The 23,256-nt window shown below is 38.6% G+C and carries 18 protein-coding genes and 2 tRNA genes; 12 read left to right on the top strand and 8 right to left on the bottom strand.

The genetic code is table 11. The features are described from left to right. Positions 1–59: 59 nt before the first annotated feature. From EZ444_RS11420 to EZ444_RS11430, 3 genes are all read right to left on the bottom strand, one after another. Positions 60–638, bottom strand: a complete 579-nt coding sequence (locus EZ444_RS11420; RefSeq protein WP_131608882.1) for an RNA polymerase sigma-70 factor — start codon at positions 636–638, stop codon at positions 60–62. Between the two features lie 447 nt (positions 639–1,085). Then, a tRNA-Arg gene (locus EZ444_RS11425) sits at positions 1,086–1,157 on the bottom strand. 45 nt (positions 1,158–1,202) lie between these two features. Beyond that, positions 1,203–1,718: a DUF2911 domain-containing protein gene (locus EZ444_RS11430; RefSeq protein ID WP_131608884.1), complete on the bottom strand. Its 516-nt coding sequence runs from the start codon at positions 1,716–1,718 to the stop codon at positions 1,203–1,205. 136 nt (positions 1,719–1,854) lie between these two features. Between EZ444_RS11430 and EZ444_RS11435 the strand changes: the two genes are divergently transcribed. The 5 genes from EZ444_RS11435 to EZ444_RS11455 are packed head-to-tail and all read left to right on the top strand — an operon-like array spanning position 1,855 to position 7,319. After that, positions 1,855–3,165 (top strand): PAS domain-containing protein, encoded by a 1,311-nt coding sequence (locus tag EZ444_RS11435; protein WP_131608885.1) that lies wholly within the window; start codon positions 1,855–1,857, stop codon positions 3,163–3,165. 52 nt (positions 3,166–3,217) lie between these two features. Beyond that, a complete protein-coding gene (locus tag EZ444_RS11440) occupies positions 3,218–3,976 on the top strand; it encodes a glycoside hydrolase domain-containing protein (protein ID WP_131608887.1) in 759 nt (252 codons plus the stop codon). Then, positions 3,977–4,450, top strand: a complete 474-nt coding sequence (locus EZ444_RS11445) for a TspO/MBR family protein (RefSeq protein WP_131608889.1) — start codon at positions 3,977–3,979, stop codon at positions 4,448–4,450. A gap of 17 nt (positions 4,451–4,467) precedes the next feature. Further along, complete coding sequence (locus tag EZ444_RS11450) at positions 4,468–6,792, top strand: patatin-like phospholipase family protein (RefSeq protein WP_225874700.1); 2,325 nt, start codon at positions 4,468–4,470, stop codon at positions 6,790–6,792. Beyond that, a complete protein-coding gene (locus EZ444_RS11455; protein ID WP_131608891.1) occupies positions 6,789–7,319 on the top strand; it encodes a hypothetical protein in 531 nt (176 codons plus the stop codon). Before EZ444_RS11450 ends, EZ444_RS11455 begins: the two co-directional genes overlap by 4 nt. On the opposite strand, the gene tamL is transcribed toward EZ444_RS11455, so the two are convergent. Then, positions 7,316–9,706: a translocation and assembly module lipoprotein TamL gene (gene tamL / locus EZ444_RS11460; RefSeq protein ID WP_131608893.1), complete on the bottom strand. Its 2,391-nt coding sequence runs from the start codon at positions 9,704–9,706 to the stop codon at positions 7,316–7,318. The two genes, EZ444_RS11455 and tamL, sit on opposite strands and share 4 nt — an antisense overlap. Here tamL and EZ444_RS11465 point away from each other — a divergent pair. From EZ444_RS11465 to EZ444_RS11475, 3 genes are all read left to right on the top strand, one after another. Then, on the top strand, positions 9,697–10,446 hold the full coding sequence (locus EZ444_RS11465; RefSeq protein WP_131608895.1) for a TrmH family RNA methyltransferase: 750 nt from the start codon (positions 9,697–9,699) through the stop codon (positions 10,444–10,446). The genes tamL and EZ444_RS11465 overlap by 10 nt on opposite strands. A 49-nt stretch (positions 10,447–10,495) precedes the next feature. Then, positions 10,496–10,569: transfer RNA gene (locus EZ444_RS11470), tRNA-Cys, on the top strand. Between the two features lie 28 nt (positions 10,570–10,597). Continuing rightward, positions 10,598–10,774, top strand: coding sequence for a spore protein (locus tag EZ444_RS11475; RefSeq protein WP_131608897.1), 177 nt, complete (start codon positions 10,598–10,600; stop codon positions 10,772–10,774). A gap of 287 nt (positions 10,775–11,061) precedes the next feature. Here EZ444_RS11475 and EZ444_RS11480 read toward each other — a convergent pair whose 3' ends face one another. Next, positions 11,062–12,096 (bottom strand): quinone-dependent dihydroorotate dehydrogenase, encoded by a 1,035-nt coding sequence (locus EZ444_RS11480; protein ID WP_131608899.1) that lies wholly within the window; start codon positions 12,094–12,096, stop codon positions 11,062–11,064. Between the two features lie 157 nt (positions 12,097–12,253). Between EZ444_RS11480 and EZ444_RS11485 the strand changes: the two genes are divergently transcribed. From EZ444_RS11485 to EZ444_RS11500, 4 genes are read left to right on the top strand one after another with little or no spacing between them, the layout of a single operon-like run. Further along, complete coding sequence (locus tag EZ444_RS11485) at positions 12,254–14,167, top strand: ABC-F family ATP-binding cassette domain-containing protein (protein WP_131608901.1); 1,914 nt, start codon at positions 12,254–12,256, stop codon at positions 14,165–14,167. Beyond that, on the top strand, positions 14,168–15,436 hold the full coding sequence (locus tag EZ444_RS11490) for a type IX secretion system plug protein (RefSeq protein WP_131608903.1): 1,269 nt from the start codon (positions 14,168–14,170) through the stop codon (positions 15,434–15,436). It begins immediately after the preceding gene. Positions 15,437–15,494: 58 nt separating this feature from the next. Then, a complete protein-coding gene (locus EZ444_RS11495; protein WP_131608905.1) occupies positions 15,495–16,016 on the top strand; it encodes an acyl-CoA thioesterase in 522 nt (173 codons plus the stop codon). An 18-nt stretch (positions 16,017–16,034) separates the two neighbouring features. Next, positions 16,035–17,231, top strand: coding sequence for a cation:proton antiporter (locus tag EZ444_RS11500; protein WP_131608907.1), 1,197 nt, complete (start codon positions 16,035–16,037; stop codon positions 17,229–17,231). Here EZ444_RS11500 and EZ444_RS11505 read toward each other — a convergent pair. The 3 genes from EZ444_RS11505 to EZ444_RS11515 form a co-directional block, all read right to left on the bottom strand. Beyond that, positions 17,228–17,632: an EVE domain-containing protein gene (locus tag EZ444_RS11505; protein ID WP_131608909.1), complete on the bottom strand. Its 405-nt coding sequence runs from the start codon at positions 17,630–17,632 to the stop codon at positions 17,228–17,230. The two genes, EZ444_RS11500 and EZ444_RS11505, sit on opposite strands and share 4 nt — an antisense overlap. A gap of 152 nt (positions 17,633–17,784) precedes the next feature. Next, positions 17,785–19,830: a RagB/SusD family nutrient uptake outer membrane protein gene (locus EZ444_RS11510; protein WP_131608911.1), complete on the bottom strand. Its 2,046-nt coding sequence runs from the start codon at positions 19,828–19,830 to the stop codon at positions 17,785–17,787. Between the two features lie 62 nt (positions 19,831–19,892). Further along, positions 19,893–23,216 carry a SusC/RagA family TonB-linked outer membrane protein gene (locus tag EZ444_RS11515; RefSeq protein WP_131608913.1) on the bottom strand — a complete coding sequence of 1,108 codons (3,324 nt, stop codon included), beginning with the start codon at positions 23,214–23,216 and terminating at the stop codon, positions 19,893–19,895. Positions 23,217–23,256 lie beyond the last annotated feature (40 nt).

A 23,256-nucleotide genomic window follows, 5' to 3' on the forward strand; every position in this document is an offset into this window, starting at 1 on the left:
CTATATAACAATTAAGTAAATGCAATCGGGGATAAGAACGATAAAAAAACTATTTATGGTCAGGATTGGTTCATCAAAAGTGCCATGATAATGCTCAACCCAATTTTAAGTCTAAGGGTTTTCAATGATTTTTTGATCTGGTCCGCAACGGTGTGTTCCGATAGGTTTAGCTTTGTTGCAATTTCCTTATTACTCAAATGTTCATACCTACTAAGTTCAAATATTTCACGCATCCGCGGTGGTAAGGCTTCTATTTCAGCTGTAATGATTGCTGCAAGCTGCTTTTCTCTGATCAATTCATCAGCCATTTTACCTTCTGGCTGCATATAGTTACGGATGGAAGTTTCATAATCCGAAACAACTTTATGATGGCTTACTAAGTTGAGTACCTTGTTACGAACCATGGTAAAGAGGTAACCTAATAAATTAATATTTTCAATAACCAGTCGCTTTTCCCATAAAATAACAAAAATATCCTGAACAATATCCCTTGCCCCTTCATCATCTCTAAGTTTATTATAAACATGACTATACATGACTTTGCTATAGCGTTCGAAAATTTCAGTATAGGCATACCGATTCCCTTGCTTTAATAAACCAACTAATTCCTGATCCGTACATGTACTGTAGGTCCCCATCCAATTAAATTATCTTCCTTTAACTTGTTATTTAAACGAACTTATAAAAAAGCCGTTATATAACCATATAAAAAAGTTAGATCATACCCAATCTTGAAATAGGATTTCTAAGTTAATGGTACACATTGAAAAAATATAGGAATTCTATCTTAGCATTATCGATTTCTCATGCCAATCACATAGAAATGAAGCAAGTTAAGAGAAAAGCCATTTCTATATTTACTTGCAGGTATTATCGCAGAAATTTGTATAAAAGAAATGAATGAACATGAGATTCCTCATAATACACCTTCTAAAACTGGACCTAAAAAACGAATTTGAACTGTAAATCAGCGAATTAATGATTTTCTAAAATCTTCATTCAGGGTGCTCTAAAGTTAAAAACAGTAAAAAATACAAACATAAAAGCCTAATAATCAGATTATTAGGCTTTTAAAATAAACACTGTGTCCCCGACGAGATTCGAACTCATATCGTTGGTACCGGAAACCAAAATTCTATCCATTGAACTACGGAGACAGGAGCGCAAATATATGGATTCATTTACTTAAAATCCACATCAAATTACTTTACCATGAAAGGAACTGAAATATCACCCCAAACTAAGGCTACTTTACCACCTTTATCAACTGTAAAAGTCATTTTCTCTGTGAATGCTGCTACTTTTGCTGGCTTAACCTTGATACGTAAAGCATCGTCTGCTTCAACATGCTTATCAGCAGATACATCTGATTTTTTACCAAAAATAATCACCCATTCCTTTTCACCTGGAATAGAATACATACCATATTTACCTGCAGCTAGTGCTTTTCCATCAATCTTCACGGCTTTACTTATTTCAAATGTAGTTGGTTCGTTAGCTCCGGTACGCCATACTTTACCAAATGGTGCAATTTCCTTACCGATCGTCCTACCCTTTACAGATGGCTGACTGTAATCAATAACAACTGTAGCTCCAGAATTCAGTGTTTCTCTTACCACTGCTGGCGGGCTTGGTCTTTTGCTCTTATCTTGCTGTGCAAAAACCGTTGAGGTTGCAAACATACCGGCAACCATTGCTAAAACAATTATTTTCTTCATAATCTATTTTTTTATCTTCTAAGATGATGAAAAATACTTTAAATCGGAAATAATATTTCGGAACAAATTTTGATCTCAGCAAATATTTGAATAAATTGAATCTTAATCATACAACGGGAGTTAATACACCTTTATCATGTTCTATCAAAATGCACTAATTATTAGGGAGAATGATCAGAATGCTAATGATGATTCCCTCTACAACCAACTTATAAACATCGGCTACCACCCTTCTCAGGTGGTTACAGTAGTAGGATCGGCTTATCAGCAGAAAGACCCTAATGACTATGAAGTCATCTTGTTTGTGACCGAAAATATGCAGCAATCTGATCCTTTTGTCCTTAATATAAGTAGCGAGCTTCCAGATCACCCATTGATTATCATTACCACTACAACTTCGGCTGATAGTATACTCCCACCAGGGGCTGATGACTGGTTACTTAAATCCTGGGTAGAGCCACTATTGTTAAAAAAAACGCTATACCTGACCATCGAAAGAAAAAAGAATTCTTGCAATTATACGCGAATTTTTAGGGAGAACCCAAGCCCTATGTACATTTATGAAAAAGATACCTATCAATTTTTAGAGGTCAATACTTCCGCCTTACGTCAATATGGATATGATAGAAACGAGTTTTTACAACTTACCGCAAAGGATATTCGCCCCATAACAGAACTTGATGCTTTTTACAAGATAAATGACGAGTTGCCCCCTACTTATTCGAATGCAGGAATCTGGCACCATACACGTAAAAACGGCAAAAACTTTTATGTACACATTTATACCCACCAAATATTGTTTGCTGGCAAAAGATGCAAACTGGTTACGGCTATCAATATAGATGGCAATGTGAAGGCTGAAAACGTGCTTAAAGAAAAAGCAAGGGAAAAAGAAAACATATTGGAGAGTATTACAGATGGCTTTTTCACCGTAAACAAGAATTGGGAATTTACCTATATCAACAAAGAATTTGAAAGAATACTAAAGAGAAACAGAGAAGATCTACTTGGCAAAAATCTGTGGGATATCTTTCCCGAATCTTTAACACTGGAATTTTTTACGCAATATCATAAAGCTATGGACGAGCATGTATCTGTCCATTTTGAAGAGTTTGACCATACGATTGCTCGCTGGCTAGCCGTAAATGCTTACCCAACTGAAAGTGGATTGGCGATTTACTTTGTTGACATTACCGACCAAAAGAATTACCAACAAAAGATAGAAAGTCAGAATAAACAGTTTAAAGAAATTGCATGGGTACAAGCGCACCAAATTCGGGGACCGGTATCAAATTTATTAGGCCTTGTTGATCTCTTCAACATTAAGCAACCTAGCGACCCTGATAACCTTGAATTGCTGGCAAGAGTAAGGCATACGGCTATTCAAATGGACGAATCGATTAAGGATATTGTTTACCTAACACGTAAACTTGAATCTGAGTCCTGAAATTATGCCTAAAATGTTCTACTTTTAAAAAATTATCATTCAACCTTTTCTAATGAAACATACTATTGCCCTTTTTGTAGTGTTGCTACTGGTTAAAAATGCAACTGCACAAAAAAATACAAAGCCATACGCTCCTCTGGTTGTGAAAGAAAAAAGTATTACCCTTCCAGGCAAACAACTGGATGTAAACACTGATGGATTCCCAGCAATGATCCAAACCTCATTTGACCTGGTTACAGAACCTATCCATTTCCATGTGATCAACGCACTGAACCACAAAGACATCAAATGGAAAAATGGCGCATTCAACTACACATCGCAAAAACCAGACAAAGTAAGTTGGTCAGTTAAAAACACTTCCGATAGTTTAACTATGGATGTTGATGGGCTGATTAAAGCGGATGGAAAATTGGCTTACACCGTTAAAATAACGGCGTTGAATGACATCAACCTGGATAACATCCGTATGCATATTCCTTTTACAACAACGGCTGCAAAGTTTGTCAAAGGCCTTGGTCAGAAAGAAGAATTAAGACCTGAGGCCATAGAATGGAAATGGAGCACAGACAAGGCTGCTGAAGCTAAGGTTTGGGTTGGTGATGTTACTGGTGGTCTGCAATTTGAATTGACAGACAACCAGCACAAGAAAATCCCTGCATCATGGGCTAACGACGGACATGGTGGCATTCATATCGAACAAAAAGGAAAAGCCATACTGGCCGACAACTACAGTGGCGAGCATCACCTGAAAAAAGGAGATGTTTTGTACTATAACTTCAGCATGTTGATCACTCCAGACACGAAAAAATAAATGAGATTAAATCCGATTGCACTGATTATTAACATTGCGATTCCACTTGCCTTTGGAGTTGCTGGTGCCTTTTTCACCTCCAGTTCTGTGACAACCTGGTATGTAACTTTGGCTAAACCATCATTTAATCCACCTAACCAGATTTTTGCTCCGGTCTGGACTGCCCTTTATATTCTAATCGGCATTTCGGCCTATCGGGTATGGCAAAAAAGAGATACCATTAACCGTTTTCCACGGACCATCGCCATCTATTTCATTCAACTAATGTTGAACCTGATGTGGTCTTTCATCTTCTTTTACTCCAATCAAATTGGTGTAGCTGTATTCGAAATCGTGTTTCTATTATTTATCGCCATCGTAAATGCCATCCTATTTTATAGGATAGATAAAATAGCTGGTCTGCTCTTTATCCCCTATATTTTATGGATAATTTTCGCAACAGTATTAACCTATAATATATTCATTCTGAACTAATTTCCCTATTTTAGGGTGTGACCAATTTAAAAACACTCCTAACAATCACCCTGGTCTTTTTGGCATTCCATAGTAATGCCCAAAAAGTAGGTTTGGTATTGAGTGGTGGTGGCGCTAGGGGAATTGCTCATATTGGCACTTTAAAAGCCTTAGAAGAAAATAATATCCCAATCGATTACATTACTGGCACTTCTATGGGCGGCATAGTAGGTGCCATGTATGCGGCAGGTTATTCTCCCAGTCAAATAGAAAAGGTGGCCCTAAGCCCTGAATTTCAGGATTGGGTAACTGGCAGATTTAACAGTGATTACAGCTTCTTCTTTCAAAAAAAGCCATTAAATGCCTCTGTAGTCACGGCCAAACTACTCCTGGATACAGGCTTACGCGTAAGTTTTAGATCCAACCTGGTCAACGACATCCCCCTAAATTTCGCATTGCTAGAGCTTTTTTCGCAAGCATCGGCTATCTCTAAAGATAATTTCGACAACCTATTTATCCCCTACCGTTGCATGGTTTCTGATATTTTATCTCAAACCAGTATTACCGTAAAAAAAGGCAGTTTAGCCGAAGCGGTAAGAGGAACAATGGCAGTACCATTGATCTATCGCCCTATAAAACTAGAGGATAAATATGTTGTCGACGGCGGATTGTACAATAATTTTCCGGCTGATGTGATGAAAAAGGAATTTAATCCTGACATCATGATCGGTGCCAATGTTTCTTCCAAAAATTATAGTGAATATCCCAAGAACGGGGATGATCGGTTAATGAACAGGTTGATGAGATTTATGTTCTTAGCCAAATCAGACTCCACACTTATCGGTGACAATGGTGTTTATATCCAGCCAGACGTTAAAGATTATATCGCAAGTAATTTTACCCCAGCACAAGCCCTGATCAAGCAGGGATATGATGCAACGATGGCCAACATGGCCCAGATTAAAAAGAAGATAAAAAGACGGGTGAGTATTAATGACCTTATCGCTAAACGAATTGAGTTCAACAATAAAAAGCCTGATCTGGTATTCAACAGCGTAAGGGTAAGTGGTGTAAATACACAACAAAAAAAATATATAGAACGACTTTTTAAAAGTGACCAGGCGACTTTTAATCTGAATGACATTAAGCAAGGCTACTACAAACTGGTTGCTGATGAAACCTTTGAATCGATTTACCCTAAAATATCATATGACCCGGTATCGGACAACTTTAACTTTGAAATACTTGCTCATCCAAAGAAAAGCGTAAAAATAGATTTCGGGGGGAACATCTCCAGCAGACCAATTAGCAATGTTTTTTTAGGTATACAATACAACTTCCTGGATAGGAAAGCTTACGCTTTTGGTGTAAACCTCTATTCCGGGCGTTTTTACGAATCTGTACAATTAACAAGTCGTGTAGATTTCCCTTCCCGTTTGCCGCTGTTTCTTGGTGCCGATATAACCTACAACCACTTTAATTATTACGAGACAAGTTCCATATTTATTGAAAACCCACATCCTACTTATATAGAGCAGTCGGACAGAAAAATTGACCTTAAAATGGGGATACCATTGAACAGGAATATCCGGATTACATTGAGCACAGCTTTTATCAACAACAATGATAACTATAGTCCAAACAACACTTTCTCTGTTGGGAATGTATTGGAAAAAACAATCTTAAATGGCTCAAGATCCAGCCTATCGTTTGAGCAGTACACCCTTAACCGTAAACAGTATGCCAATAAAGGTCGGAATTTCTTATTGAGCTTTAATTATTTTGTTGGACGCGAAAGTTATACCCCCGGCAATATCAATGAGCCTACAGCACTGCTTACAACCCTAAAAGTTGGCGTAAATAAGCAACTCAGACAATGGATAAACCTAAAAATGAGCGAAGAGAACTACTTTTTAAGGTTCGGAAAATACACATTGGGTTATCAGGCTGAAGCCGTATACTCCAATCAACCGCTCTTCGCTAATTATTATTCGACTTTATTGGCAGCACCTGCATTTTATCCATTGCAAGACAGTCGATCGATATTTTTAGAAAATTTTAGAGCGACCACTTACCTTGCCGGTGGACTTAAAAACTTATATAACATTAAGAAAAATTTGGATCTCCGGGTAGAGGGATACGTGTTTTTGCCCTACCGTGAATTTGAAAAAGTTGGCTTTCAGGGTGTAGCCAATAAAAAGGCATTTAGCACATGGCATTATGCGGGCACTGCGGGCTTGGTTTATCACACTCCACTGGGCCCAATAAGCCTCAGCTATAATTTATACGATGACCCGATAAAAAGAAACGGCGTTTTATTACATTTGGGGTACTTAATTTACAACAAACGATCTTTAGAATGAGACAAATTTATTTATTGCTCCTGCTTTTGGTATTCAGCGGTACGGCCTTTGCCCAAAAAGCAGACATTAATAATTTCGTAGTTAAAGAGAGCTTGCTCAAAAACAGCAAACTTGCGATTATAGCTGCCGATTCTTTAGACAATCCGCTAGAAAAAATCAACGGCACTTATACTTTTACCGTAAGTGGATTTACCCAACCAGTAAACTTTCATGATGGTGTAGCCATCCTCCCTTTGCAGTTGGAGCGCTCCGCATTTGTATACATCAAACATCAAAATGATGCAGGTACACATAGTAAACTACTTTACGTTTATAAAAAAGATGGGGATCTAAATCCATATGCCATTAATAGCATGTGGTTGGTGATTATCCCTGCCCTGATTGTCTTTTTCGCCTTCGCTTTTAGAAAATTCATCACGATAGCTGTGATCCTTTTGGTGATCTATATTTATTTCAATCATAGCAATGGGTTAAACCTATCTACCTTTTTTGAAACTATATTCGATGGCTTAAAAGGGATGTTTTAAAAAGGCATTCCGATACCGAAATTGTATTGTATAAAGCGATAGGAGTCTGGAGAGTTGGCTGCATCATAGGCAGCTCTAAAGGCTTTTCCACCCGTTAGAAACTTACCGATCACCCACTGATCAGAACCTGTAAATTGTGGATCTTTAAGTTTTAATCCCACATCAAACCTAAATACGAAATACTGCACGTCGTATCTAAAGCCAGTACCTGTACCTATGGCAATCTGTTTGCCCAATGATTTAAGATCAAACCTGGTTGCTGGCGATCCACTCGATACATTCCAAATATTCCCCGCGTCCAGGAAGATGGCTCCTTTAAGTTTAGCACCAAAAAATTTGTTTAACAGTTTATATCTGTACTCCAAATTTGCCTCAATATGCAGGTCACCAATCTGGTCAAAGCCATAGAGTATCTTACGTTGGTTCGGATCTGTAATCGCGATCCCTCTGTTGTAATTGCCTGGTCCCAAAGTTCTGGCTTGCCAAGCTCTTACCCCACTTGATCCACCTGCGTAAAACAATTTCTCGAACGGAATACCTGTTACCTTGGAATTACCATAAGCGTAGCCTATTCCGGCATTTATTCTAGCTACAAACTGTTTATCGCCACCAAGCCCTTTATACCAACGAAGATCAATCTCAGGTCGTACATACTGATTAAATGGAACACCAAATATAGTCGAAGAACCCAGCGAATCCACCTTAGTATGGAACAATTTTGATACCCCCTGTAACATGTTACCTGCCAAATCCAGATCCCCTCGGAAGTAAATAAAACTCCCGTTGGTCAATAACTTTTCGGCATTTAGAGTATAAGCATATTTGATACCTAATGTTACGTTCTTTCGTTCCAGCAATAGCAGGTTGACCAAATTATCTCTGATGATTGGGAAATTCACATTTGTGGAATCAAACTGATCAAAAAGCAAGCCCCCAAAACGGTACTCGAAATTCAAAGGGGTTACAGTATGGAATTTAGACCTGGTCTCACGAAACTCATAAGCAACTGAGGTAAGGATCACCTTACGCTGAAAGAAGTCCTTCTGCAAAGCGTAAACATAGCTAGCAGAGAAAATGGTATGCGGCATGCCTCCTCTATTTGGTTTTGATCGCATAAAAGGAATCATCAATCGAGGAACGGATAAATTTGTACTCACCGAAAAGTCACGCTGATAAATCTCACTAAAAACATTCCCCTGCCCCAACCAGGCTTGCAAACCGCCCTTTATCTGAAATTCGAATTTCTCTGCCCCTCTAAAAAGGTTATTATTGGTATAAGTATTACTCAAGGTAAAACCAACTGTACCACCATTAAAGGGCACTTCCCCCTCAATTCTATTGCTCATCAGCTTTTGTGGAATCAAATGGATTACCGGATCTACCGTACCAGCGCTATCGTTAGGTCTATTGTATTCAATTTTAACATTCTTAAAAACATTCAATTCATACAAACGATCGTAGGTTAAGTTTTCGTTCCCAATATCGTATTGCTGACCTGGTTGCAAAAAGTTATACCTGGTAATGGGGTTCCTTCGAAATTTCCCCGACAGATCGGTAAACCTTACGCCCTTATAAATTCTAGGGTTCATTTTTATAGAATCAGGGAAACCATCAGAATTTGGTGCTATAATGATATTCATCTCACCCAAATTGTATTGTAAATGTTTTGGCTTATCCACAGGATTGTCTATAATCATGGTGATATTCGCTTTACTGGCACTTAAATTCGAATCCACAGTGAATTTGATATAAGGACGAGAAAAATCGAAATACCCCTTTTGTTTCATCATCAGGTAAACCTGATCCCGCTCGTAAGCCAAAGAGTCATCATCATAACGTCTTCCTTCTCTTAAATGGCTATACGCCGCCTTTTGCGATAAATACAATTCTTTAATTTTCGGATCTGGAATTTCATAGATGATCTTATTCACAGAAAATGCAGCGCCGGTATCTGCTTTAAAAAAAACTTCGGCCCGTTTATTTTTAACCTTTATATCGGATTTAACTTTTGCATTAAAATACCCTTTACTCATTAAGTATTTTTCGATCTGATTACGCGAAATTTCAACCAGTGTACTGTCCAGGATTGGAGGTGGCGTACCCAAAGGTTTAACATTATTTGTTTTATAGCGTCCGTCTTTGGTATTAAACATATTATAAATCAAAACATTGACACCGAGCTTAGACGTGGGTCTGATATCCTTTTGTATATAATTAAATGCTTCTTCGTGTAATGACTTTGGGACACTGTCTATCTCTACCCTTTTTACGATAGATTGGTAGTCTTCGATGTACTTTGTTGATGAACATGCTGTAACAAAAACAATAATAAATAGTAATATTGCACGAAACAGAACATTTTTTTTATAATCGTGGTATGCTTTCAAAATCTCAGATAAGTTTTATAAAATCGTTACATCAAAAAAAGTACCGCAAAGAAAACGGAATATTCATCATTGAAGGTATAAAATCTATTGAAGAATTTATCCAATCCAATTACCAGATACACAGTATTTATTACTTGGCACAATACCATTCTTTACTACCTACTTTAGCAGCAAATATAAAGTTATTTGAAGTAAACAACGCCGAACTGGATAAGATTAGTACTTTACAAACTCCACAGGGAATACTGGCATTGGTAAACATTCCGAAGCCACCAGTATTAAATGTAGCCGACTTAAGAAACTGCTTTACGTTGGTATTGGATGGTGTACAGGATCCCGGTAATATGGGCACCATTATCCGCACTGCGGATTGGTTTGGTTTTAAGCAAATCATCTGCTCAAATAATTGCGTGGAGGTTTATAATCCTAAAACGGTACAAGCGACAATGGGTTCACTAAGTAGGGTAAATATTTACTATGAAGAGCTCCCTTTGCTCCTAAAAAACATTAAAATACCGATTTTTGGGGCAGTTTTAGATGGAAAAAGCATGTATAAAACCGATTGGGGCAAGGAAGGATTGGTGATTTTGGGCAACGAGGGTCAAGGAATCACACCGGAGGTGATAAAATTAATTACAAATCCAGTAACTATTCCGCGCACTGGAGGCGCTGAGTCTTTGAACGTTGCGATATCTGCTGCGATTTTGTGTGCAGATATTAGTAGAAATTTTCAAAAATAAATTGCATCCTAATATTTAATTACTATTTTTGCATCCTGAAATTTAATAAGGTCGAGTGGCCGAGTGGCTAGGCAGAGGTCTGCAAAACCTCCTACAGCGGTTCGAATCCGCTCTCGACCTCCAGTTTTATTAATAAATAAAAAAGATTGACATGGCAGTTACCAGATTAAAAAGAAAAGACAGAAGAAATAAAACTTTCGCAAAATTAGATGTGAAATTCTTAAAATTAGCTACTAACATTGAGTTAGGTAGCAGATCAAAACAATCTAGTAAAGATCAGTTGGCTAAAAACAACGCTGTATTAGCTCAACTTACTGCAAAAGCATAAGTTTCTTTAAAGCATAAAAAAAACACCTCTACCATGTGGAGGTGTTTTTTTTATGCACTTTTTTTAGCGGCCTACTAAATCGGTCGTCGCGCTGTAATCCACAATCCTATTGTATGCTCCTCGTTATTTTGTAATGGAGGATTATTTTTTTTATGCGGTCGTCATCCTGAATTCATTTCAGGACCCCTCAAGAGAAAGGAAGCCCTGCAAGTGCGAGGTCCTGAAATGAATTCAGGATGACGAATTACCAATGACGACCGACTAAAAGACCGTTTTAGTAGAGTTGGTTATTTCTTCACCAACTCCTTACAAATCCTTTTAACAATACCTGGGCCTTCATAAATGAAGCCAGTATACAACTGAACTAAAGATGCACCTGCATCTAGCTTATCCTGCGCATCTTTCGGAGAATGAATCCCCCCTACTCCTATAATAGGAAATGCTTTATTCGATTTATCTGATAGATACTTAATCACCTCGGTAGAACGCACAGTTAAAGGCTTACCACTTAAACCACCTGCCTCAGTACTGATCTTTTCAGGCGTTTTTAACCCGGTCTTATCAATCGTGGTATTGGTCGCAATAACACCAGCAATTCCGGTCTGTATTACAATCTCCACAATATCATCCAATTGCTCATTGGTTAAATCTGGAGCAATCTTTAACAGTATAGGTCGTGAGATATCATTTTTCTTATTCCGTTGCTGCAAGGTGTTTAAAAGATGCATTAACGGTTCCTTTTCCTGCAACTCCCTTAATCCAGGTGTATTTGGCGAGCTCACATTGACTACAAAATAATCAACCACATCAAACAGGCGATCGAAACATTTAATGTAATCATTTACGGCATCCTCATTCGGTGTATTTTTATTTTTACCGATGTTACCACCTACCACAATATCGCTATGCTTACTTCTCAACAGCCTTAACCTTTCCGCAAGCGTATCTACACCTTTATTGTTGAAGCCCATCCTATTGATCAAGGCACTATCCTCTTCCAAACGGAACATTCTTGGCTTATCATTACCAGGCTGTGGCAAAGGAGTTACTGTACCCACTTCTATAAAACCAAAGCCCAGGTTACTTAGAGCCTCTATGTATTCACCATTTTTATCAAAGCCAGCTGCTAATCCTACAGGGTTCTTAAATTTAATTCCAAAAACCTCACGTTCTAAACCTTTAATGTTGACATCAAAGCTGCTGCGCAAAATGGTTTTTCCCAGTGGGAAATGATCGTGAAACCATTTCAACCTTCTAACAACAAAATAATGAACTTTCTCGGGGTCGAACTGGAAAAATATTGGCTTAATTAACTGATACATGGCGCGAAGATAAGCAACGTTTTGATGTATCACAAAAGTAGAGCTTCCGTGTTTTTGTATAATATTTCATAACTATGGCAAAAAAACAGTAAAATTCTGTCATTGCGACTGCTAAATTCCCTCAAAACTGGCCGTAAAGTTGTACTTTTGCAGCCAAATGATTTCTATAAACGACTTAACATTCCTGCTGGGCTCTAGGGCATTATACGATGAAGCAGACTGGCACATTAAACCAGGAGAGAGAATTGGACTTATTGGTGCCAATGGAACGGGAAAATCTACCTTACTAAAAATAATTGTTGGCGAATACGCACCTTCTTCGGGTTCAATTTCTATGTCGAAAGACTTGAAAATCGGTTACCTGAATCAGGATTTACTTTCTTACGATTCACACCATAGTATTTTACATGTGGCCATGGAGGCTTTTGAGCGCCAAAACCAATTACATGATGAGATTGAAGAACTATTAAAAAAAATTGAAACAGATTATTCTGAAGAAGTTTTAAATAAACTGAGCGATAAGCAACAGGAGTTTGAGGCTTTAGATGGATATAGTATCGAATATAGAGCAAATGAGATTTTGGCAGGTTTGGGTTTTAGCACCGCAGACCAACACCGACCGCTAAACACCTTTTCCGGAGGTTGGCGGATGCGCGTAATGCTTGCAAAGATCCTTTTACAAACCCCAGATATCCTATTGCTGGATGAGCCTACCAACCACATGGATTTACCTTCCATCAAATGGTTGGAGACTTACCTGCTTAGTTTTGAGGGTGCCATTGTAATCGTTTCTCACGATAGGTACTTTTTAGATAAAGTGGTGAATAAAATTGTAGAATCCCGCAAAGGAAAATTAACGCCATATGCTGGTAACTATACCTTCTATTTGGAGGAAAAAGCTTTACGAGGTGAAATCCAAAAAGGAGAGTTTAAAAACCAACAGGCCAAGATTAAGCAGGAAGAAAAGTTAATTGAGCGTTTCAGAGCCAAAGCATCAAAAGCTAAAATGGCACAATCAAGGATAAAGGCCTTGGATAAACTGGAACGCGTAGAAGATGTAGACGATGATAACCCAACGGTGAACTTTCAATTTAAGTTCTCTAAGCCTTCAGGTCGTCATGTGATCCGCATCGATGAAGCGAACAAAAGCTATCCTAACATTGAAATTCTGAGAAATGCTGATGGTCTTATCGAAAAAGGCGATAAAATTGCTTTGATTGGTGCCAACGGTAAAGGTAAATCTACCTTGCTAAGGATTATTGCCGGTGCTGAAGGATTTGATGGAAAATGTGAAACAGGTCACAATGTAACGACCACCTTCTTTGCGCAGCATCAATTGGAGTCACTTCACTTGGAAAACACCATTTTAGAAGAGCTACAGGCTTTTGCACCTAAGCATACTGACACAGAGCTTCGTGGTATTTTAGGTTGTTTCCTTTTTACAGGTGATGACGTTTTCAAAAAGATCAAAGTGCTTTCTGGAGGTGAAAAATCAAGGGTTGCCTTGGCTAAGTCATTAACTACAGACTCTAACTTCCTGATTCTGGATGAGCCTACCAACCACTTGGACATACAATCTGTAAATATCTTGATTCAGGCTTTAACACAATATGAAGGTACTTTTATAGCGGTATCTCACGATAGGTATTTCCTGGATAACGTAGCCAATAAAATCTGGTTTATCGAAGATAAAGACATTAAGGAATATCCTGGTACTTACGCGGAGTATGAAGAATGGAATGCAAAAAGAGTGCAACCAATTCCAACGAGTATCCCAGTAAAACAGGAGAAAGAGGTAAAGCCTAAGGTTGAAGAAAAAGCAGCTCTAAATGCTCAGCAGCAGCTTAAAAAGTTAAATGATCAATTGCAAAAATCAGAGCAGGAAATTGCTGCTTTTGAACATAGCGTAAAAACCATTGAAGCAAAAATTGCGGATGAGGATGTTTACTCAAATTCTGGTAAATTAGCTGAAGCGAACGCAGCATATGCTACAGCTAAATTGTTGTTGGATACTGCTCAGAAAAACTGGGAAGATCTAGCTTCACAAATCATGGAATTAGAAAGCAAATAAATGATAAAACGGGTAGGATTGTTCTTTTTACTAGTATGTTGCATTCAAATTGCAAGGGCACAAAACCAGCAGTTTGTTTACGACAATAAAGTATATCTGCCACAGATTAAAACGGTACAGTGTTACAATACTAAAAAAGAACAATCCATCCCAATCCTAACCTTGAAATCAAATGAGCAGCTTAGCTTCTCCTTTGATGACCTGAATGGAAGCAGCAAGATCTACTGGTACACGGTAGAGCATTGCACATCGGAATGGAAATCTTCAGGGATCTCTCCTATTGATTACCTGGATGGTATATCGGAAGACAGAATAAACGATTACAAATATTCTTTCAACACGCTTCAAAAATACACACACTACCAACTTTCATTACCTAACTATCAGATTAAGCCTAAAATTTCGGGCAATTATTTATTAAAGGTATATGAGGATGGTAACCAACAAAAGCCTGTTATCTCTCAGCGTTTTTATGTGGTAGAAAACCTGGTTGATGTAGGTGTAGAAGTTGTGGCAAGCTCGCAGGTTCCCCTACGTTTTAGCAACCAGAAAGTTAATTTTACAATCTTCCATAAAACGCCAATACAAAATCCATACACTAACCTGAAGGCCATAGTGATGCAAAATGGCATTCCTCAAACCGCCATTTTAAACACTAAGCCAACTTTTATCAAACCGGGTTCATTGGTCTACAATGACCTGTTGGCGAACGATTTCCCTGCTGGAAATCAATTTAGAAAGTTCGACATCCGTAGCTTGCGCTTTAAGGCGGAGAATGTCCAGGAGATTGTTAGAGACAAGATTTTTGAGGTGATATTGTTTCAGGATGTGAATACGAATAAACCCAAATACACCAATCTTGTCGATGAGAATGGTAACTTTTTTATTCGCAATACAGAAGGCAGGGATAACAATACCGATGCCGATTATGCCAATATTTACTTTACGCTAAATGCAACGCCACCTAATGCCAATGGTGATACTTATGTGGTTGGTCGATTTAATAATTATGTATTGGATGAAAGCAGTAAAATGACTTTTGAGCCTGCTAAAAAACGGTTTTATGGGAAAAACTTATTAAAACAGGGCCTTTACGATTACAAGTACATCTGGCTTGACAAGGCGACCGGAAAAATTGATCAGGCTATTTTTGAAGGCTCCTATTTTGAAACAACCAATACTTACCAGGTATTTGCTTACTACAAAAAACCAGGTGCAAGATGGGAAGAGCTGATTGGTTACAGCAACGTAAACACTTTAAGAAAATAATCCTCTATTCATCCTTCCTGCGGATGTCTATTCAATTTTAATTACTTTTGCAGAAATTATGAGTACAAAAATAAAAAGCCCGAAAGACTCTTTCACCATTATGAATGAGTTGGTATTGCCAAATGATACCAATACCCTTAACAATTTAATGGGAGGCCGATTGCTCCACTGGATGGATATTGCAGCGGCTATTTCTGCTCAGAAACACTGTAATCGCATTGTAGTTACTGCATCGGTTGATAATGTTTCCTTTAAACAGCCTATTAAACTGGGTGATGTAATTACAATTGAAGCTAAAGTAACTCGTGCTTTTAATACATCGGTTGAAGTGAGACTTGATGTATGGGCAGAGAACATCCCATCGGGTACCAGAGCTAAATCTAATGAAGCCTATTATACTTTTGTAGCGGTAGACCAGAGTGGTAGAACTATCCCTGTTCCGGAACTTTTGCCAGAAACGGAGGAAGAAATTGAATTGTTTGCCGGTGCATTAAGAAGGAGACAACTGCGTTTAATACTAGGTGGAAAAATGAAGCCTAATGATGCTATAGAGCTAAAAGCCCTGTTTTTTCCAGAATAATTGCTACTTTAGGAGCACATGACCACTTACACTACACTCATTATTTTAAGCGGCCTGGTTATCTTCTCCTATTTGTTTGACCTGGTTGCCAGCAAAACTAAATTGCCATCTGTCCTATTACTCTTGCTTTTAGGTATTGGTTTGCGCGTGCTGGTAGACAACCTTCAATTGCATACTTTTAATTTCCTAACCATATTACCTACGCTTGGAACTGTAGGTTTAATTCTAATCGTTTTTGAGGGGTCTTTAGAGCTCAAATACGAGCGGGAAAAGAATAAGCTGATAAAGGGAGCCTTTTTATCAGCTTTTTTTATTTTGATCGCTACGGTATCGGTCATCACCTTTATCATCTATCAGATTAGCGGAAAAGACCTTTACATCTGTTTTGCCAATGCCATTCCATTTAGTGTAATCAGCTCGGCAATAGCCATCCCCTCAGCCGCAGCGCTGAGTAAAAAGGGTAAAGAGTATATCATCTACGAATCTTCCTTCTCGGATATTTTAGGGATCATCCTTTTCAACTTTGCCATCACGAACCCGCACATTTCAATATCATCTTTTACAGGCTTAGCAATGACCACCACATTAATTGTAGTGGTATCCGCTGTATCTTGTGTTTTGCTGCTGTACATTATGGGGAAGATATCACACCATATCAAATTCTTCCTGATCATTTCTATTCTGATCATGGTGTATGCCATCGGGCAATCCTATCACCTTTCTTCGCTGGTACTAATCCTTTCCTTCGGGTTGTTTTTGAATAATGCCGACACCATTAAACATGTTTGGTTTAGAAGCGTCTTTATTTATAAGAATTTATCAAATGATCTGACTCAATTGTACCAGTTGTCGGCAGAAAGTGCTTTTATCATTCGTACCTTCTTCTTTGTCATCTTCGGCTTTACCATGAACATTTATGAACTGAATGACCAGGTAGTGATTGTGAACGGGCTGATTATGCTGGCTTCTATATTTACCATCAGATTTGTTTACCTAAAGCTCTTCAGGAAAGAAAACAGTGGTGCAGAGGTATTCATTGGTCCGAGAGGACTAATTAGTATTTTGCTATATTTTAACTTGCCACCAGCGCTTAAAATACCCGAAGTAGGCACCTCGTTTTTATTTGTAGTGGTATTAGGCTCTAGCTTGATTATGAGTGTAGGTTTGCTCTTAACAAAGAAATACGTAAGAGCAGAACCTTATTCTTCTATTTAGCTTCCCATTTCCAGGATTTTATCAAACTCTTCTGCTTTTAAGGGCATTACTGATAAGCGGCCTTGTCTAACTAATGAAACATCTTTCAGGCTTTCTTCGGCTTTGATCTGCTCCAGACTTACTGGATTTTTCAGCGATTCTACAGGGGCTAAATCTACCACTACCCAGTTCGCATCATCAGTTGTTGGGTCTTGATAAAACTCTTTCACCACTTTAGCTACACCCACCACATTTTTGCCTTCGTTGCTATGGTAAAACAGGACTAAATCTCCCTCCTTCATAGCTTTGAGGTTATTGCGTGCCTGATAGTTACGGACACCATCCCAGAATGTTCGACCATCTTGATTGAATTTTTCCCAGCTGTATTTAAAAGGTTCAGATTTTACTAACCAATGATTCATCTATTTCTTATTTAAAAGGGTTCTGTTATTTAAAGCCCAAAGCTAACAAATCAGAAAGAATATCGAGGAAAAAATTGGGTGTGTAAAAAGGTACGTTCGTCATCCTGAGTTTATCTCAGGATGGCGAACGTAAAAAAAAGAGCTTATTTTAACTAGTAACCATTGTTTCCAAATTCATCACCATTATTGATTGTATTCAGGAAATTGAAAGGAATAGGTCTGTTATAGTGTTTTGCCGGATTAAAGCTTGCTGCAGCCCTACGGTTGTATAGCGCTAGGCGAGTCTCGAATGCTCTATGACGTTTTAAAAGTGCCCAGCGGTTAAACTCACCACAAAGCTCTCTGGCATACTCATCAAAAACATCGTTCATCGTTGCTGTAGATAACATCATTCCCGTTCCAGCATTAAAATCCGCAGGATTACGACAAGCACGTTTACGCAGTTCATTTAAATATCCTGCAGCAACACCTGCACTTCCACCAGATTTAAGCGTAGCTTCAGCGGCAAGCAAATAAACTTCAGCCATACGCATCACCATAATATTACCTAGTTTTTGCTGGAAGTTACCACCCAGCCATCCACCATCGAAATTGTGGTTAAACTTACTTAAAGCAGGAAAAAGATTTGCCATAGTTAATGGGGTCAATCCATTACCTGTAGGATCTTTGTATTTGGCACCCGTTGGATCTGAAGGATCAAAAAGATCGTTGATATTCACCACTGCATATTTGCGAAGTGCTTTATCTGCAGGGCTTAGCTGATCCTTACTTAAAAACGCGAAAAACCTGTCTTCATCTACATCCAGTGGATATGGATGCACATTGGCATTTGCCACAGTAACTAAAGCAGAAGTTGCTCCTGTAGTTACACCTTTCGGCCATACTTTAGAGATGTATTGCCAGGTCGCATTTGGTGAAGCATTTTTGGCATCAACATCCGCATACGGATAGATTTTTTGACCAATAAATGCGGGATTAATACCATACTTGGTACACATTGCAGCATTAAGCGTAACTGTAGCGTCAGCATAAGTTACGTTTGCGGGGCTTGGGGGGGTTGCATTACTTGTTTTTGCCTGAACACCCGAATAGTTTGTAAATGCAGTCACAAATGAATTTTCCCATCTCTTATCATAAGTTGCATTAAAGCAATTGATCAGGTATTTTGTAGGCGCAATAAACGACTGGTTCAGACGTCCGTAATAAGCATTAGATGTATTTGACCCTGCTGCTCTCCTGAAAAGATCTGTACCTGCACCGAATGCATTGTCGAGCGATGGATAATAATGCAAATAAAGATTGGGCTTATTATTGCCTGTAAACACATCGTATGACGCGTTATAAGGATTTAACCCATATGCAGTAAATAAAACTTCAGCATTATTTCTATTGTTAGCAGCAGCAAACACCTGGGCAAAATCGGCATACATGGTAGCACCATATGCTCCTTTATTTAGAATCAGATCTTCAGCAACTTCTTTTGCCCTCAGCCAGTAACTTTTTGTTCCTTCCATTAATCCTTCGCCACCTCCTTGCGCATAAGCACGGGCAAGCAAACCAAGCGCAGATTTTTTGGTTACGCGTTGAAGGTTGCCCTGGTAAGGTGTCACTGGCAAATTCTGGGCACCGGTTGTTAAGTCGGAAATAATTTGAGTATAAACGTCAGCAACGCTATTCCGCACAGGAGTCAGGTTTACAGGACCAGCAGTTGTGATCAATGGAATATTACCAAATTGAGCAACCAGTACAGAATAATAATAAGCCCTCATTACCTGTGCTTCTGCTACAAGGGTTTTAATATCCGTAGCATTTCCGTCTTTTATCAGCGGAGCCATCTCTATGGTTTTATTACAATCTTTAATTGAACCCCAGGCATAATCCCAGGTGTTGGTTACCAGGTTAAAATTATTGGTAAATTCTTCATAAGCCATCACCTGTCTGTTACTTACAGAATTCGTAGGCGATGTCCATAAATCTGTCCCAACTTCAGAAACGATCCCGTATGGCATACTGATCAATGTACCCCAAAGCCCTGTATAAATATTAGACTGAAATGATCTAAAACCGTTAAAATCTCTGAGCACCTCTTCTTCCGCCAGCGCATTAGGATTATATTCGTCTAACTTACATGATGGCACGCTCAATATCATCAATAAGCCTAATCCACATGTACAAAATATTTTCTTTATATTTTTCATCTCTATTTTTTTATTTGTTACAGCTACTGAACAGGTGTTCCTCGCTATTTTATTTTCCAGGATTAAAATGATACATTCAAACCAAACACAAGCTGTTTAGTCAATGGGTAATCCATCTCCCCATTCATTTCCGGATCGTAGTCTTTCAACAGATGGCTTTTTGTAATCACCAATGGATTGGTCAGGGTGCTGTAAAAACGCACTTTACGCATAGCTATCTTTTTTGCAATATTTTCAGGCAATGTATACCCCAGTGTGATGTTTTTGATTTTAAAGAATGAACCGTCTACATAATTCAGTCCTGAAAATCCGGTCATAGTTGAAGGAGACGCAAGAATATTCATTACAGGAAAATCATTAGATGGGTTTTCTGGTGTCCAGTAATTAAAGTCAGCGAGAAAAGTTCTTGGCGGACTGGCAACAGTTGCCAATGCACTGGGATTATACCATCCCAACATCACATAGTTGATTGTTTGTCCCCAACGTAAATAAGAATAAATACCCAGATCAAAATTTTTGTATTTAAAATTGTTTTGGAAACCCAATGAAAAATCAGGCGAATTATGTCCTATAGTCTGAAAGTCATTGGTATTATTGTAATTGTAGAGAGAAGATGGGGCAGTTAATGCAGAATTAAATCTTTGCGCATCGGCCAGATTAGTATAATAATACTGGCTCGTGCCTTCCCTCCTAAATACCCCATCAGCCAGTTTAACAATTCCAGGTGTATTTACTTTTAAGTCTCCCGGGCGTCTTCCAAATGCACCTGCATCTGCTTCCTCGCCTATTTGCCAGATTCCATCAATTTTAAAATTTCTAAATGAAGCAATTGGCTCTCCAATGGTCAGTGTATAATTTCCAGCTGTCCGATTCTCTCCTGCCGTTACGTTATTTGTAATGTTATTGGCAAGACCATTTGTTATTTTTAAAATTTTCTCATTATTACGAGCAAAAGCAATAGAAGAGGTCCATTCAAAATTCTTGCTTACGATATTACGTGTATTCATGGTGACTTCAAAACCTTTGTTGTTGGTTTTCGCAATATTCATATAGGTTTGATAAGGTGTACTACCACTGATGGCTGCTCCGGTAGTGATAGGGGCGTTTACAGCATAAATTACCCCGTCAGTATTCGTATTGTAATAATCTAAGGCCATATCAATACGATTGTTAAATAAGCCCAGATCCAGGCCAAGGTTTAAAGTTTTAGACTTCTCCCATCTCAGGTCTGGATTGGTCAGAATACGCGAACTACGGTAAATAGGAACCATCTCCCCACCTAATGACATATTAGTTTGATCAACGAAATTAGCAGAAGAGTTAGGGGGTATAAAGGAAGTTCCCGCAACACCCCATGTAGCACGAACTTTAAGGTTATTGATATATTTCTTTGTACCCGCCATAAAGTTTTCATCAGAAATTCTCCAGCCAGCAGACACTGCGGGGAAAGTATCCCACTGATTGGTTTCATATAATACCGAAGATCCATCTCTGCGTACTGAAGCCGAAAAAAGATACTTACCTTTATAAGCATAATTGATACGCCCCATCAAACCGAAGGTTTTCTTCATATCATAACTTGATATGGAAGTGGTGTTCACATCGCCACTAAACCTGTACCATTTAAATTTGTTGTTGGCAATATTGGTTTGATTCATCTCGGTCCTTGTATTCTGGACGTGGATATAAGATGTAACACCGGTAAATGTAAAGTCATGATCTTTTCCAAGCAGGTAGTTATAGGTCAACACATTTTCCCACTGATATTCCTGATAACGATTTTGATTAATCCTTGCTCTGGCCGTATTTGCGTTTATATAGGTATAATTTACAGAACCCACCCCATCAAAACGATAGGTATTTAAATAATCCATACGTACGCCCGCACGGCTTAAAATAGTTAGCCCCTTTAATGGTCTGATTTCAATGTATGGATTAAAAAACACTTTTGTATTGTTATCTACGTTTCCATAAACTCCAGGCTGATAGTCGAGTAAAAGGTTGTACACGTTACTTCCCAGATCAGGGTTTATAGACCCATCAGTTTTATAAGGCTGTACCAGGGGATCAGTAACAATAGCATTTTCCAGTTTGTCCTGGGCTTTATTTCTATTCACATACGAGGCCTGAAGGTTGGCTCCTATAGAAAGCCAGCTTCTAATTTTATGATCCAGACGCATGCTTGTAGAATAGAGCTTGTAATCATCTCCGATATACTGGCCTTTCTCATCATTTAAGTTAAATGAAACGTAAGCTTTTGTAACATCGGTACCTCCGGAAGCAGCTAAGCTATAGTTTTGCAAAGCAGCGTTTTCTCTCATGAAAATATCTGCCCAATTCACAAAATTGCCCTGGTTGAACAAATTATATCTAGCAGTTCCAAAAATTGCTTCATCGTTTGCAGGTGATTGCCATAGCGGTGGACCAGCTTGAGGAAATCCATTTGCTGCAGCAACTGCAGTTGTCACCCACTTTCTGGTTGCACCATCGAAGTTATATTTATAGGCCTCTCTTTTCGCCTCCAGATACTGGTCTCTGCTCAGTGCTTCCGGAACAACCGACCAACCATTATACCCATAATAAGAGTTGAAATCGATATTTATTTTTCCTGCCTTTCCACCTTTTGTGGTAATGATGATTACACCATTTGCTCCTGATGCACCGTATACAGCCGTTGAAGCTGCATCTTTCAATACATCGATAGATTCAATATCATAGGGATTTAAAGTAGCATAATCACCCGGCAAACCATTGATGATAAATAAAGGTGTACTATTAGCATTAAACGATCTGTTTCCGCGCAACTGTAAGTTAACACCTTCTCCGGCTTGTCCTGATGAACGACTAATATCCAAACCTGCAACCCTTCCCTGTAACGATTCCATAGGATTCGGCCCAGGTCTGGCTGTAATTTGTTCAGGTTTTACTGACACCACAGACCCGGTAAGGTCACGTTTTTTGACAGTACCGTAACCAATAACCACAACATCATCCAGTTCGTCAATCGCTTCCATTAGGACTACCCGCATATTGTTCGATGCGACAACTTCTACAGTTTTGAAGCCAACTGCACTAAATATCAATACACTGTTTTGATTTTCCAGATCGATGCTAAATTCACCTTTACTATTGGTGGCAGCAGCCCTGGTTGTATTCTTGACTTTAATACTTACACCAGGCAGGGGGGCGCCTTTACCGTCTACAACTGTCCCTTTGACGTTTATTGAGTTTTGCACAAAAAAAACAGCACTGTTAAGTTTAGCAACTGTTGATTTTTCTGTTGCGAAAGAAGAGATCGGTAAAATTGCCACGGCCAGTAGCAACTTAATACCTGACAGTGCTCTCCAATGGCATTTCTTGAGTAGTGTTTTTTGCATAGTTTTCATCAATAATTGGTTAAAGATTTGGTTTATAAATCGCAAAATT

Origin of the sequence: Pedobacter hiemivivus, from assembly GCF_004331685.1 — a bacterium.
Classification (GTDB): Bacteria; Bacteroidota; Bacteroidia; order Sphingobacteriales; family Sphingobacteriaceae; genus Pedobacter; species Pedobacter hiemivivus.

What these genes read in the sequence shown, in the direction of transcription:
- EZ444_RS11420 (WP_131608882.1), bottom strand. Translation starts at nt 638, where the DNA reads ATGGGGACCTACAGTACATGTACGGATCAGGAATTAGTTGGTTTATTA.
- EZ444_RS11430 (WP_131608884.1), bottom strand. Translation starts at nt 1,718, where the DNA reads ATGAAGAAAATAATTGTTTTAGCAATGGTTGCCGGTATGTTTGCAACC.
- EZ444_RS11435 (WP_131608885.1), top strand. Translation starts at nt 1,855, where the DNA reads ATGTTCTATCAAAATGCACTAATTATTAGGGAGAATGATCAGAATGCT.
- EZ444_RS11440 (WP_131608887.1), top strand. Translation starts at nt 3,218, where the DNA reads ATGAAACATACTATTGCCCTTTTTGTAGTGTTGCTACTGGTTAAAAAT.
- EZ444_RS11445 (WP_131608889.1), top strand. Translation starts at nt 3,977, where the DNA reads ATGAGATTAAATCCGATTGCACTGATTATTAACATTGCGATTCCACTT.
- EZ444_RS11455 (WP_131608891.1), top strand. Translation starts at nt 6,789, where the DNA reads ATGAGACAAATTTATTTATTGCTCCTGCTTTTGGTATTCAGCGGTACG.
- EZ444_RS11465 (WP_131608895.1), top strand. Translation starts at nt 9,697, where the DNA reads ATGCTTTCAAAATCTCAGATAAGTTTTATAAAATCGTTACATCAAAAA.
- EZ444_RS11475 (WP_131608897.1), top strand. Translation starts at nt 10,598, where the DNA reads ATGGCAGTTACCAGATTAAAAAGAAAAGACAGAAGAAATAAAACTTTC.
- EZ444_RS11480 (WP_131608899.1), bottom strand. Translation starts at nt 12,096, where the DNA reads ATGTATCAGTTAATTAAGCCAATATTTTTCCAGTTCGACCCCGAGAAA.
- EZ444_RS11485 (WP_131608901.1), top strand. Translation starts at nt 12,254, where the DNA reads ATGATTTCTATAAACGACTTAACATTCCTGCTGGGCTCTAGGGCATTA.
- EZ444_RS11490 (WP_131608903.1), top strand. Translation starts at nt 14,168, where the DNA reads ATGATAAAACGGGTAGGATTGTTCTTTTTACTAGTATGTTGCATTCAA.
- EZ444_RS11495 (WP_131608905.1), top strand. Translation starts at nt 15,495, where the DNA reads ATGAGTACAAAAATAAAAAGCCCGAAAGACTCTTTCACCATTATGAAT.
- EZ444_RS11500 (WP_131608907.1), top strand. Translation starts at nt 16,035, where the DNA reads ATGACCACTTACACTACACTCATTATTTTAAGCGGCCTGGTTATCTTC.
- EZ444_RS11505 (WP_131608909.1), bottom strand. Translation starts at nt 17,632, where the DNA reads ATGAATCATTGGTTAGTAAAATCTGAACCTTTTAAATACAGCTGGGAA.
- EZ444_RS11510 (WP_131608911.1), bottom strand. Translation starts at nt 19,830, where the DNA reads ATGAAAAATATAAAGAAAATATTTTGTACATGTGGATTAGGCTTATTG.
- EZ444_RS11515 (WP_131608913.1), bottom strand. Translation starts at nt 23,216, where the DNA reads ATGAAAACTATGCAAAAAACACTACTCAAGAAATGCCATTGGAGAGCA.